The following is a 12,631-nucleotide window of genomic DNA, read 5'->3' on the forward strand; positions in this document are numbered from 1 at the left end:
CCTCCGAGCGGGACGGCGGTCGTGTCGTGTACGTGTCGCACCCGTGTAAGAAGGAGCCATGACGATGACGGACGCCGACCCCTCGGCCCCCTGGCTGATCGCCGGCCTCGGCAACCCGGGCCCGGAGTACGAGGCCAACCGGCACAACGTGGGGTTCATGGTCGCCGACCTGCTCGCCGCCCGGATGGGGGCGAAGTTCAAGCGGGCGGGCAAGGCGCAGGCGCAGGTCGTGGAGGGCCGGATCGGCCCGCCCGGGCCGTACAGCCGGCGGGTGGTCCTGGTGAAGCCGATGTCGTACATGAACCTGTCGGGCGGTCCGGTCACGGCGCTGCGGGACTTCTACAAGGTGCCCACCGCGCACGTCGTCGCCGTCCACGACGAGCTGGACATCGACTACGGGACGCTGCGGCTGAAGCTGGGCGGTGGCGACAACGGCCACAACGGGCTGAAGTCGATGACGAAGGCGATGGGTCCCGACTACCACCGGGTGCGGTTCGGGATCGGCCGGCCGCCGGGCCGGATGCAGGTCGCCGACTTCGTCCTGAAGGACTTCTCCTCGACCGAGCGCAAGGAGCTGGAGTACCTCGTCGACCGCGCGGCGGACGCGGCGGAGGCGCTGGTGGTCGAGGGCCTGGAGCGGGCGCAGAGCACGTACAACAGCTGAGCGCGCGTGGGCTTCCCGCCCACGACGAGGGGCCGCCTGCGCACCTGCCCGGGCGGCCCCTGCCCGCTCCCGGTCCCGCCGGATCGCGGGTTCAGTTCTTGCGGTGCCCTATCAGCCGCGGCTTCTGCTCCAGGCCGTCCAGGCCGTGCCAGGCCAGGTTGACCAGGTGCGCGGCGACCTCCGCCTTCTTGGGCTTGCGGGCGTCCAGCCACCACTGCCCGGTGAGGGCGACCATGCCGACGAGGGCCTGGGCGTAGAGCGGGGCGAGCTTGGCGTCGAAGCCGCGGTTCTTGAACTCGGTGCCCAGGATGTCCTCGACCTGGGTCGCGATGTCGCTGATCAGCGACGCGAAGGTGCCCGTCGACTGCGCGACGGGCGAGTCGCGGACCAGGATGCGGAAGCCGTCGGTGTACGTCTCGATGTAGTCGAGGAGCGCGAACGCCGCCTGCTCGCACAGCTCCCGCGGGTGGCCCGCGGTGAGCGCGCCGGTGACCATGTCGAGCAGCATCCGCATCTCGCGGTCGACGACGACCGCGTAGAGGCCCTCCTTGCCGCCGAAGTGCTCGTAGACCACCGGCTTGGAGACCCCGGCCTTCGCCGCGATCTCCTCCACCGACGTGCCCTCGAAGCCCTTCGCGGCGAAGAGCGTGCGACCGATGTCGAGCAGCTGCTCCCGGCGCTCCTTTCCCGTCATCCGGGTCCGTCGCGTGCGCCGGGTCTTTCCGCCGTCCTGACTGCTCTGCTCGATCGCCACGCTCTCCATCATGCCGCTTGCGCGGTGTCTTCCTTGCGGCGGGACGCGATCCGGGAGGCGGAGGGCCACCGGACGTCGTACGCCCAGCCGAGCTTCTCGAACCAGCGGATCAGCCGGGCGGAGGAGTCGACCTGGCCCTTCATGACGCCGTGCCGCGCGGAGGTGGGGTCCGCGTGGTGCAGGTTGTGCCAGGACTCGCCGCAGGACAGGACGGCCAGCCACCACACGTTCCCGGAGCGGTCGCGCGACTTGAAGGGGCGCTTGCCGACGGCGTGGCAGATCGAGTTGATCGACCAGGTGACGTGGTGCAGCAGCGCGACGCGGACCAGGGAGCCCCAGAAGAAGCCGGTGAAGGCGCCCCACCAGGACATGGTGACCAGGCCGCCGACGATCGCCGGGATCGCGAGCGACAGCATCGCCCACCAGATGAAGTCCCGCGAGATCCGCCGGATCGCCGGGTCCTTGATCAGGTCGGGGGCGTACTTGGACTGCGAGGTCTGCTCCTCGTCGAACATCCAGCCGATGTGGGCCCACCACAGGCCCTTGAGCAGGGCGGGGACGGTCTCGCCGAAGCGCCACGGGGAGTGCGGGTCGCCCTCCGCGTCGGAGAACTTGTGGTGCTTGCGGTGGTCGGCGACCCAGCGCACGACCGGGCCCTCGACGGCCATCGACCCGGCGATCGCGAGCACGATCCGCAGCGGGCGCTTCGCCTTGAACGAGCCGTGCGTGAAGTAGCGGTGGAAGCCGACCGTGATGCCGTGGCAGCCCCAGAAGTACATGCCGACCAGGAGGCCGAGGTCCAGCCAGCTCACCCCCCAGCCCCAGGTCAGCGGAACCGCAGCCAGCACGGCCAGGAACGGCACGACGATGAAGACGAGCAGCGCGACCTGCTCGATCGTCCGCTTCTGCTCCCCGCCGAGCGTGGCGGGCTCAGTGGGGTCCGTGTCCCCTCCTTGCGAGGTGTCGCGGATCAGGTCTGGACTGGTGGTCATGGGGGTCCCCTGGGGGGTGAGGGTGAGATGAGGTGCAGCCGTCTTCCGGCCGCCGAGCGGCTACGGGACCGTAACCTACGGCGTCGTAAGTATGGCAGCCCCCATCCGCTGGACAAGAGGTTGCGGGAACCCGCCGGTGGCGGGCACATATCCTGGGTGCGTCGTCGGACAGCGCGGTCCGCACATCGTTTCCGTGTTCGAGTTCCCTCCCAGACGTGCTCAAACTGCAAGGAGCCGCACCTGTGAGCAGTGCCGACCAGGCCGCCGAGGCTGTCAAGCCCGCCGAGACCCCGGCTGACCAGCCCGTCGTCTCCCCCACCCCGCCGACAGCACCCACGACAAGTCCCGAGCTCCGCGCCGACATCCGCCGACTCGGCGACCTCCTGGGCGAGACCCTCGTCCGCCAGGAGGGTCCCGAGCTGCTCGAACTCGTCGAGAAGGTCCGGGCGCTGACCCGCACCGACGGCGAGGCCGCCGCCCAGCTGCTCGGCGAGACCGAGCTGGAGACCGCCGCCAAGCTGGTGCGGGCGTTCTCCACCTACTTCCACCTCGCCAACGTCACCGAGCAGGTGCACCGCGGGCGGGAGATGCGCGCCCGGCGAGCCGCCGAGGGCGGGCTGCTCGCCCGGACCGCCGACCGGCTGAAGGACGCCGACCCCGAGCACGTCGCCCGGACGGTCGCCAACCTCAACGTGCGCCCGGTGTTCACCGCGCACCCCACCGAGGCCGCCCGCCGCTCGGTCCTCAACAAGCTCCGCCGGATCGCCGAGCTGCTCGAGACGCCCGTCATCGCCTCCGACCGCCGCCGCGTCGACCTGCGGCTCGCGGAGAACATCGACCTCGTCTGGCAGACCGACGAGCTGCGCGTGGTGCGCCCCGAGCCCGCCGACGAGGCCCGCAACGCCATCTACTACCTGGACGAGCTGCACGCCGGCGCGGTCGGCGACGTCCTGGAGGACCTGGCCGCCGAGCTGGAGCGGGTCGGCGTCGAGATCCCGGCCGGCACCCGCCCGCTGACCTTCGGCACCTGGATCGGCGGCGACCGCGACGGCAACCCGAACGTGACCCCGCAGGTCACCCGGGACGTGCTGATCCTCCAGCACGAGCACGGCATCACCGACGCCATCGAGCTCGTCGACGAGCTGCGCGGCTTCCTCTCCAACTCCATCCGCTACACCGGCGCCACCCAGGAGCTCCTGGACTCGCTCGCCGCGGACCTGGAGAAGCTGCCCGGCATCAGCCCCCGCTACAAGCGGCTCAACGCCGAGGAGCCCTACCGGCTCAAGGCGACCTGCGTCCGCGAGAAGCTCGTCAACACCCGCGAGCGGCTCGCCAAGGGCCTCGCGCACGAGCCGGGCCGCGACTACCTCGGCACCGCCGACCTCGTCGCCGACCTGACCCTGCTGCAGACCTCGCTGCGCGCCCACAAGGCCGGGCTGTTCGCCGACGGCCGGATGGACCGCACCATCCGCACGCTCGCCGCGTTCGGCCTGCAGCTCGCCACGATGGACGTCCGCGAGCACGCCGACGCCCACCACCACGCGCTCGGGCAGCTCTTCGACCGGCTCGGCGAGGAGTCCTGGCGCTACGCCGACATGCCGCGCGACTACCGGCAGCGCCTCCTCGCCAAGGAGCTGCGCTCGCGCCGCCCGCTGGCCCCCTCCCCGGCCCCGCTCGACGCGGCCGGCGAGAAGACCCTCGGCGTCTTCCACACGGTCCGCGACGCGTTCGAGCGGTTCGGGCCCGAGGTCATCGAGTCGTACATCATCTCGATGTGCCAGGGCGCCGACGACGTCTTCGCCGCCGCCGTCCTCGCCCGCGAGGCCGGGCTGCTCGACCTGCACGCCGGCTGGGCCAGGATCGGCATCGTGCCGCTCCTGGAGACCACCGACGAGCTGCGCGCCGCCGACGTCATCCTCGACGAGATGCTCGCCGACCCCTCCTACCGGCGGCTCGTCGCCCTGCGCGGCGACGTCCAGGAGGTCATGCTCGGCTACTCCGACTCCTCGAAGTTCGGCGGCATCACCACCTCGCAGTGGGAGATCCACCGCGCCCAGCGCCGGCTGCGCGACGTCGCGCACCGCTACGGGGTGCGGCTGCGGCTCTTCCACGGCCGCGGCGGCACCGTCGGGCGCGGCGGCGGCCCCTCGCACGACGCGATCCTCGCCCAGCCCTGGGGCACCCTGGAGGGCGAGATCAAGGTCACCGAGCAGGGCGAGGTCATCTCCGACAAGTACCTCGTCCCCTCGCTGGCCCGCGAGAACCTCGAACTGACCGTCGCCGCGACCCTGCAGGCCTCCGCCCTGCACACCGCGCCCCGCCAGTCCGACGAGGCGCTCGCCCGCTGGGACGCCGCCATGGACGTCGTCTCCGACGCGGCCCACGGCGCGTACCGGCGGCTCGTGGAGGACCCGGACCTGCCGGCGTACTTCTTCGCCGCGACACCCGTCGACCAGCTCGCCGACCTGCACCTGGGGTCGCGGCCCTCCCGCCGGCCCGACTCCGGCGCGGGGCTGGACGGGCTGCGGGCCATCCCGTGGGTGTTCGGCTGGACGCAGTCCCGGCAGATCGTCCCCGGCTGGTTCGGCGTCGGCTCCGGGCTGCGCGCGCTGCGCGAGGCCGGGCTCGACACCGTCCTCGGCGAGATGCGCGAGCACTGGCACTTCTTCCGCAACTTCATCTCCAACGTCGAGATGACGCTCGCGAAGACGGACCTGCGGATCGCCCGCCACTACGTCGACACGCTCGTGCCGGAGAACCTGCGGCACATCTTCGACGCGATCGTCGCCGAGCACGAGTTGACCGTCGCCGAGGTGCTGCGCATCACCGGCGAGGACCGGCTGCTCGGCGCGCAGCCGGTCCTGGAGTCCACGTTCGAGATCCGGGACGCCTACCTCGACCCGATCTCCTACCTCCAGGTCGCGCTCCTCAAGCGCCAGCGCGACGCGGCGGCCCGCGGCGAGGAGCCCGACCCGCTGCTCTCGCGCGCCCTCCTGCTCACCGTCAACGGTGTCGCGGCGGGCCTGCGCAACACGGGCTGACCGGTCCGTAGCGCGTCAGAAGGCCCCGGGACCTTGGTCCCGGGGCCCCTCCCGCGCGTCCGCCTCAGCCGCGCGTGACGCCCTTCCCGATCACGAAGCCCTTCGCCGGCCCCGACGGGACGACGGCGTCCGTCCCGTACGGGACGCGGTGCTCGTCGTTGTAGACGGCCTTCTTCGGATCGGGCGCGGCGAGGATCACGACGGCGCCGTCACCGTCGTGGTCGTCGACCAGCACGGAGACCGGAATGCCGGCCCGCGCGTACTCGCGGCGCTTGCGCTCGCGGTCGCGCTGGATGTTCCGGTGGCCGGGCGATACGACCTCGATCACGAGAGGGACGGCGGCGGCGCCAACGCCGAGATCGTCCTCGTCGGGAACCTCGTCAAGTTCGGCCGGAGCTACAACGATGTCCGGAATCCAGGCCTTCCGGCGATGGATGACGTTGATGTCCTGATAGGCCGTGAACTCGCCGGCCGCCAGATGCGCGTCCAGAGCGCGGCGGACCCGATTGATGAGTACGGCGTGACGCCGGCGACCGGTAGGTGACACCTCGATGGACCCCTCGATGATCTCGGCCCGGTATCCCTCGGGAAGGTCCATGGCCTTCCACGCCTGCCACAGGATCTCGTCCAGTTCGGATACGGAGTCGTCGGCCACGGTCGAGAACACCTCGGTTGCGAGAGCGGTCATCAGGAAGCACCTCCTCCATCAGTGTGGGCACGGCTGCCGTGACGGCACAAGCGATACGCCCACGCTACGAGCGCGCTGCGGCTCGCGGTCCTGAACGCCGGACGATCACCCGTTCGTGGAAGCTCAGGCCATGGCTCACGCCGCCGGCTCCAGGAACTCCAGGCGGTTGCCCGCCGGGTCGGTGGTGTGGAAGCGGCCGTGTCCGGGGAGCGCGGTGTCCCAGGTGAGGTGCACGTCGTGGGCGGTCAGGCGCGCCGCGAGGGTGTCGAGGGAGGAGACGCGGAAGGCGGGGTGGGCCTTGGGGGAGGGACGGTGGGCGGGGTCGATGCCGAGGTGGAGCTGGACGGGTCCGACCTGGAACCAGCAGCCGCCGCGGGCGGCGAGGGCGGGCGGTTTGGGGATCTCCGGGAGACCCAGGACGCCGGTGTAGAAGGCGCGCAGGGCGGGTTCGGTGTCGGGTGGCGCGGCGAGGAGGACGTGATCGAGGCCGATGATCATCGGAGGGTCTCCGTGCGGGTGGCGACGGCGAAGAGGCGGCGGAAGGGGAGGAGGGTCGTGCCGTCCGCGCCCGGCGGGTAGGCGTCGCGGAGGAGTGCGGCGTACTCCGCGAGGAACGCGGTGCGGGACGCCGGGTCGTCGGCGAGCGCGGTGAGGACGGGGCGCAGGGCGGTGCCCTTGACCCAGTCGAGGACGGGGTCGTCGCCGGTGAGGGGGTGGAGGTAGGTGGTCTCCCAGACGTCGGCCGTGCCGCCGAGCGCCGACAGGCGGGCGTGGTACTCCGCCGGCGTCGGGACGGAGTCGTGCCGCAGGAGGCCCCCGAGCCGGTCGGCCCACCGCGCCGACCCGCACAGCTCCCGCAGCAGCGTGTGCGACGGCGCGTCGAAGTTCCCCGGCACCTGGAAGGCGAAAACGCCCCCGGGCCGCAGGCCGGCGACCAGCGCCGGGAAGCGCTGCGCGTGCCCCGGCACCCACTGGAACAGCGCGTTCGACACGATCAGGTCGTACACGCCCGGCTCCGGCGTCCACTCCCCCGCGTCGGCGAACGCGAAGGACAGCCGGTCGCCCGCGTGGGCCGCGGCCCGCTCCAGCATCCGCGGCGAGTTGTCGTAGCCGGTGACCCGGGTCCGGGGCCACCGCTCGCAGAGCAGGGCTGTGACGTTGCCCGCCCCGCAGCCGAGGTCGGCGACGCGCCCGGCGGCATCGGGCGGGAGCGGGATCCGGGCGAGCAGGTCGAGGAAGGGGCGGGTGCGGTGGTCGGCGTGGCGGAGGTACTGGGCGGGGTCCCAGACGGGTGAGTTCATGCCGCGAGCATCCCGCCGCAACTATCTCGATGTCAAGACACTTGACGTCAAGAGACTTCACGTCGAGGCACCCTCTAGACTGATCCTCATGGAGGACGAGGTCGATCGACTGGTGGCGGCGTGGCGCCGGGAGCGCCCCGACCTCGACGTGGAACCGCTCGAGGTGCTCAGCCGGGTCAGCCGGCTCGCCCGGCACCTGGACCGGGCCCGCCGGCTCGCGTTCGCCGAGCACCAGCTGGAGCCCTGGGAGTTCGACGTCCTGACGTCGCTGCGCCGCGCCGGCGCGCCCTACCAGCTCTCCCCCGGACAGCTGCTGACGCAGACGCTGGTGACGTCGGGCACGATGACGAACCGGATCGACCGGCTCGCGAAGAAGGGCCTCGTCGAGCGGCTCCCGGACCCCAGCGACCGCCGCGGCGTCCTCGTCCGGCTGACCGCCCTCGGCCGGGACCGCGCGGACCAGGCGCTGGCCGGGCTCCTGGAGCAGGAGCGGGCCATCCTCGCCGAGCTGTCCCGCGCCCAGCGCGGCGACCTCGCCGGCCTGCTACGCCAGCTGACCGCCCCGTTCGACAACATCCCCGGCTAGCCCGGGCCCGCCGAGGTCGGCCGGCCCGACGCCCGCCCGCCGGGCGAGCGCGACCGCCGCGAGGGTGGAGTGCACCCCGAGCTTGCCGAGCACGTTCTGCATGTGGGTGCGCACCGTGTGCGGGGAGAGGAACAGCCGCTCGGCGACCGCCTTGCGGCCGAGCCCGGCGACCATGCACCGCAGCACCTCCCGCTCGCGCGGGGTCAGCGACTCCACCAGGCGCTCGCTCTCGGTGCGGTGCTTGCGCGCCGCGGTCAGCTCGCGCAGCACTCCGGTGAGCAGCGCCGGGGGCAGGTGCGTCTCGTCGCGCAGGACGCCGCGGATGACGGCGAGCAGCCGCTGCAGCGAGCAGTCCTTGGCGACCCAGCCCGACGCGCCCGCCTGGAGGGCGAGCGCGGCGCGGCGGGGGTCGTCGCGCTCGGCGAGGACGACCGTGCGCACGCCGGGCTGGTGGGTGCGCGCGCCGACGACCAGCGAGAGCCCGTCCACCAGGCCGTCGTCGCCGACCGAACCGACCGGGGCGGGCCGGTCGGGCACGGCGCGCGGGGCGGGGACGGCGGGGGCGGCGGCGCCCAGGTCCGCGTCGACGAGCATGACGTCGAACCGGCGGCCCTCGGCCGCGGCCCGCTCCAGCGAGCGCAGGGCGGCGGGGCCGCTGCCGGCCGCGGCGACGTCCACGTCGGGCTCGGCGGCCAGCGCGGCGGCCAGCGACTCGGCGAAGATGCGGTGGTCGTCGACCACCAGGACCCGGATGCGTACCACTTGAACCCCCATGGCGCCGGGGGACGTACCCGCGCGGGTGCGGCGCCCGTAGTCGGGACGGCGGCTCGGGCCGCGCGGCCGCCGCCGCGCAGCTCGCCGCAGGAGCCCGGTTCGGACGTCCTGCCCGGCGTTCGGGCGCGGTGCCCGCGGGTGTCGCCCCGTGATCGGCACCGGCCCCCACCGGTGCTGAGCATCAGAGTACGGGCCGGGGCGCGGGAGGGAAGGGGGTTCGCCAACAAAACGGACCGCCCGGGCGGGAGCGCGGGCGCCGCCCGCACGCCCCCGCCCGCCCGGCGGTCCGTCGCCGTGCGCCGTCGGGCTCCGCGTCAGCCCAGCCGGCGCGCCCCCGCGGAGGGGAGGGCGGGGAAGACCCGCGGGGCGCCGTACCCGGCCTCGGCGAAGGCCTCGGCGACCGCCTTGGTGACGGCGTCCTCCGCGTCCGCGTCGACCAGGACGATCGCCGAACCGCCGAAGCCCCCGCCGGTCATCCGCGCGCCGACCGCGCCCGCGGCCACGGACGCGGAGACCACCAGGTCGAGTTCGGGGGACGAGACCCGCAGGTCGTCGCGGAGCGAGTGGTGGCCCTCGATCAGGACCGGGCCGATCGACCGGATGTCGCCCGCCCCCAGCAGCTCCGCGATCCGCACCACGCGGTGGTCGTCGGAGACGATGTGCCGGACGTAGCGGACGACGTGCTCCTCGGCCTCGGCGGACAGCCGGTCCAGGGCGTCGGCGAGGCCGTCGAAGGGGACGTCCCGCAGATGGGTCACGCCCAGGCGCCGCGCGCCCTCCTCGCACCCCGCGCGCCGCTCGGCGTACGCCCCGTCGCCCAGCGCGTGCTTGACCTGGGTGTCGACGACGAGGAGGCGCAGGCCCTCGGCGGCCGGGTCGAACGGCACCTGGACGAGGCTCAGGTCGCGGCAGTCGAGGTGGATCGCGTGGCCCTCGACGGCGCAGGCGGAGGCCGTCTGGTCCATGATCCCGCTGGGCACGCCGACGAAGTCGTTCTCCGCGCGCTGTCCGATCCGGGCGATCTCCGGCCGGGTCAGGCCGAGGGCGTGCAGGTCGTTCAGGGCGAGCGCGGTGACGACCTCCAGGGCGGCCGACGACGACAGCCCGGCGCCGGTGGGGACGGTCGAGGAGAGGTGGACGTCCGCGCCGAGCCGGACCGCCTCGTGCCCGGCCTCGCGCAGCGCCCAGACCACCCCGGCGGGGTAGCCGGCCCAGCCGACGTCGCCGAGCGGGGACAGCTCGTCGACGCGAAGCTGGACGACGCCGCCGTCGACGTCGGCCGAGTGCAGCCGCAGCACGCCGTCGGTGCGCCGGGAGACGGCGGCGACGGCGGCGTGCGGGAGGGCGAGGGGCATGACGAAGCCCTCGTTGAAGTCGGTGTACTCGCCGATCAGGTTGACCCGACCGGGCGCGGCCCAGACGCCCTCGGGGGCGCGCCCGTAGAGCCGGGTGAAGTCGGCCGCGACCCGTGTCGCGGCGGCGGCCGGGTCGGGGGTCTCCCCCTCGGGGACGTCGACGGCGGGCTCGGTCGCGTCGGTCGCGGCGGTGTCGGTGCTCATGCGGTGCTCACTCCCCCTTGGGGCGCCGGGCGAAGTCCCAGGCGTCCGAGACGATGCCCGCGAGGTCCGCGCGGGACGGGTTCCAGCCGAGCCGCTCGCGGGCGGTGTCGGCGGAGGCGACCAGGACGGCCGGGTCGCCGGGGCGGCGGGCGGCGGCGGTCTCGGGGACCTCGTGGCCGGTGACCTTGCGGACGGTCTCGATGACCTCGCGGACCGAGAAGCCGTTGCCGTTGCCGAGGTTGCAGATCAGGTGCTCGCCGGGGACGGCCTTCGCGGCGGCGAGGAGGTGGGCCTCGGCGAGGTCGGCGACGTGGATGTAGTCGCGGACGCAGGTGCCGTCGGGGGTGGGGTAGTCGTCGCCGTAGACGTGGATGGAGTCGCGGCGGCCCTGGGCGACCTGGAGGACGAGCGGGATGAGGTGCGACTCGGGGTCGTGGCGCTCGCCCTGCGCGCCGTAGGCGCCGGCCACGTTGAAGTAGCGCAGGCTGACGGCGGCCAGGCCGTGGGCCGTGCACTCGCCGCTGATCATGTGGTCGACGGCGAGCTTGGACGCGCCGTAGGGGCTGGTGGGGCTGGTGGGGAAGTCCTCGGTGATGGGCGACGAGGCGGGTTCGCCGTAGGTCGCGGCGGTGGAGGAGAACACCAGGGTGCGCACGCCGGCCTCGCGCATGGCGGTGAGCAGGGCCATGGTGCCGCCGACGTTGTTGGCCCAGTACTTCTCCGGCTTCGCGACGGACTCGCCGACCTGGCTGGAGGCGGCGAAGTGCAGGACGCCGTCGTAGGAGGAGTCGAGCCAGCGGGCGGCGTCCTGGATGCGGCCCTCGACGAACTCCGCGCCGGCGGGGACGCCCTCGCGGAAGCCGGTGGACAGGTCGTCGAGGACGGTCACCCGGTGGCCGGCCTCCAGCAGGTGCTGGGCGACGACCCCGCCCACGTATCCGGCGCCGCCGGTGACCAGGTACTTCCGGGGGTTTTCCGCAGTGCTCACGTGCTGGCTACCTCTCGCAGTCGCTCGGCCGCGGTCTCCGGCGGCACGTCGTTGATGAACACGTTCATGCCGGACTCGGAACCCGCGAGGAACTTCAGCTTGCCGGAGGTACGGCGGATGGTGAAAAGCTCCAGATGCAGGGCGAACTCCTCCCGCCCCGGCTCGTCGACGGGCGCTTGGTGCCAGGCGGCGATGTACGGCGTCGGCGGTGCGTCCTCGCCGAAGATCCGGTCGAAGCGCTTGAGCAGCTCCAGGTAGATCCGCGGGAACTCCGCGCGCGCGTCCTCGTCGAGGGCGAGCAGGTCGGGGACCCGGCGGCGGGGGTGCAGGTGCACCTCGTAGGGCCAGTGGGCGGCGTACGGCACGTAGGCGACCCAGTGCTCGCCCGCCAGGACGACCCGCTCGCCGGCGAGTTCGTCGGCGAGGACGTCGTCGAAGAGGTTGCGGCCGGTGGCCTCGCGGTGCTCGGCGAGGGAGCGGAGCATCAGGGCCGTGCGCGGGGTGGTGAAGGGGTAGCCGTAGATCTGGCCGTGGGGGTGGCCGAGGGTGACGCCGATCTCGGCGCCGCGGTTCTCGAAGCAGAACACCTGCTGGACCGAGGGCAGCAGGGACAGCTCGCGGGTGCGGTCGGTCCAGGCGGCCAGGACGAGCGCGGCCCGGTCCTCGGAGAGGTCGGCGAACGACGTGTCGTGGTCGGAGGTGAAGCAGACGACCTCGCAGCGCCCGGAGTCGCCGGCGAGCGACGGGAAGCGGTTCTCGAAGACGGCGACGTCGTAGTCGGAGTCGGGGATCTCGCTGAGCCGGCCCTCGCGGCTGGGGCAGAGCGGGCACTCGTCGGCCGGGGGGTGGTAGGTGCGGCCCTGGCGGTGGGAGGCGACGGCCACGGAGTCGCCGAGCAGCGGGTCGCGGCGGATCTCGGAGGCGGTGGCGACGGCATCGAGGGGGCGCCGGTCGACGGCGTCGCGCGTGACGTCGTCGCGGGCGTCGTAGTAGAGCAGCTCGCGGCCGTCGGCCAGCCGCGTCACCGTCTTCTTCACTTCGGGGCTCCCCCAGGTCTCGCAGCTCGTCGCGGCATCGCCGTCATCCAACACAACCCAACATAACAAATCACCATCACACAGAGGCGTCAACAGGGTCAGCGGGGGCAGGAGGTTTCCGCGCCGGTCTGCGTGCGGGCAGCGGCACAGGACAAAAGGCACATCTCTGTCGACACGATCACGAACAAACAAAGATCCCCATCGGATCTGTTCAGTTCTTGGACGCAGAGGCGTAAGTTCCGGTCTG

Annotated in this window: 12 protein-coding genes; 3 read left to right on the plus strand and 9 right to left on the minus strand. The window is 73.0% G+C overall.

All coding sequences use genetic code 11. The features are described 5' to 3' along the window. Positions 1 to 64 precede the first annotated feature (64 nt). Positions 65 to 664, plus strand: coding sequence for an aminoacyl-tRNA hydrolase (gene pth, locus ACFWEG_RS13705; protein WP_387213724.1), 600 nt, complete (start codon positions 65 to 67; stop codon positions 662 to 664). Positions 665 to 755: 91 nt separating this feature from the next. Here pth and ACFWEG_RS13710 read toward each other — a convergent pair whose 3' ends face one another. Next, positions 756 to 1,427, minus strand: coding sequence for a TetR family transcriptional regulator (locus tag ACFWEG_RS13710; RefSeq protein ID WP_387213727.1), 672 nt, complete (start codon positions 1,425 to 1,427; stop codon positions 756 to 758). Beyond that, positions 1,427 to 2,410 (minus strand): acyl-CoA desaturase, encoded by a 984-nt coding sequence (locus ACFWEG_RS13715; protein WP_387213632.1) that lies wholly within the window; start codon positions 2,408 to 2,410, stop codon positions 1,427 to 1,429. The genes ACFWEG_RS13710 and ACFWEG_RS13715 overlap by 1 nt, the downstream gene beginning before the upstream one ends. Before the next feature lie 362 nt (positions 2,411 to 2,772). Here ACFWEG_RS13715 and ppc point away from each other — a divergent pair, with 362 nt between their 5' ends. Next, on the plus strand, positions 2,773 to 5,451 hold the full coding sequence (ppc, locus tag ACFWEG_RS13720; protein ID WP_387213730.1) for a phosphoenolpyruvate carboxylase: 2,679 nt from the start codon (positions 2,773 to 2,775) through the stop codon (positions 5,449 to 5,451). Between the two features lie 64 nt (positions 5,452 to 5,515). Here the strand turns inward: ppc and ACFWEG_RS13725 are convergent, their stop codons facing one another. From ACFWEG_RS13725 to ACFWEG_RS13735, 3 genes are all read right to left on the minus strand, one after another. Beyond that, positions 5,516 to 6,139, minus strand: coding sequence for a Uma2 family endonuclease (locus ACFWEG_RS13725; protein ID WP_387213635.1), 624 nt, complete (start codon positions 6,137 to 6,139; stop codon positions 5,516 to 5,518). Positions 6,140 to 6,274: 135 nt separating this feature from the next. After that, entirely contained in the window at positions 6,275 to 6,637 is a 363-nt protein-coding gene (locus tag ACFWEG_RS13730) for a VOC family protein (protein WP_387213638.1), read from the minus strand. Beyond that, positions 6,634 to 7,440 (minus strand): trans-aconitate 2-methyltransferase, encoded by an 807-nt coding sequence (locus tag ACFWEG_RS13735; protein ID WP_387213641.1) that lies wholly within the window; start codon positions 7,438 to 7,440, stop codon positions 6,634 to 6,636. Before ACFWEG_RS13735 ends, ACFWEG_RS13730 begins: the two co-directional genes overlap by 4 nt. An 88-nt stretch (positions 7,441 to 7,528) precedes the next feature. Here ACFWEG_RS13735 and ACFWEG_RS13740 point away from each other — a divergent pair, with 88 nt between their 5' ends. After that, entirely contained in the window at positions 7,529 to 8,026 is a 498-nt protein-coding gene (locus ACFWEG_RS13740) for a MarR family winged helix-turn-helix transcriptional regulator (RefSeq protein ID WP_387213644.1), read from the plus strand. Here ACFWEG_RS13740 and ACFWEG_RS13745 read toward each other — a convergent pair. From ACFWEG_RS13745 to galT, 4 genes are all read right to left on the minus strand, one after another. Further along, entirely contained in the window at positions 7,985 to 8,788 is an 804-nt protein-coding gene (locus ACFWEG_RS13745; RefSeq protein ID WP_387213647.1) for a LuxR C-terminal-related transcriptional regulator, read from the minus strand. The two genes, ACFWEG_RS13740 and ACFWEG_RS13745, sit on opposite strands and share 42 nt — an antisense overlap. A 326-nt stretch (positions 8,789 to 9,114) precedes the next feature. Beyond that, a complete protein-coding gene (gene galK, locus ACFWEG_RS13750; RefSeq protein WP_387213650.1) occupies positions 9,115 to 10,359 on the minus strand; it encodes a galactokinase in 1,245 nt (414 codons plus the stop codon). A 7-nt stretch (positions 10,360 to 10,366) separates the two neighbouring features. Continuing rightward, the gene (gene galE / locus ACFWEG_RS13755; RefSeq protein WP_387213653.1) at positions 10,367 to 11,347 is read right to left on the minus strand and encodes a UDP-glucose 4-epimerase GalE; all 981 of its coding nucleotides are present in this window, start codon (positions 11,345 to 11,347) and stop codon (positions 10,367 to 10,369) included. Further along, on the minus strand, positions 11,344 to 12,384 hold the full coding sequence (gene galT / locus ACFWEG_RS13760; protein WP_387213656.1) for a galactose-1-phosphate uridylyltransferase: 1,041 nt from the start codon (positions 12,382 to 12,384) through the stop codon (positions 11,344 to 11,346). The genes galE and galT overlap by 4 nt, the downstream gene beginning before the upstream one ends. Positions 12,385 to 12,631: the final 247 nt, after the last annotated feature.

The sequence above is a fragment of the Streptomyces sp. NPDC060194 genome, assembly GCF_042728285.1.
Lineage (GTDB): Bacteria > Actinomycetota > Actinomycetes > Streptomycetales > Streptomycetaceae > Streptomyces.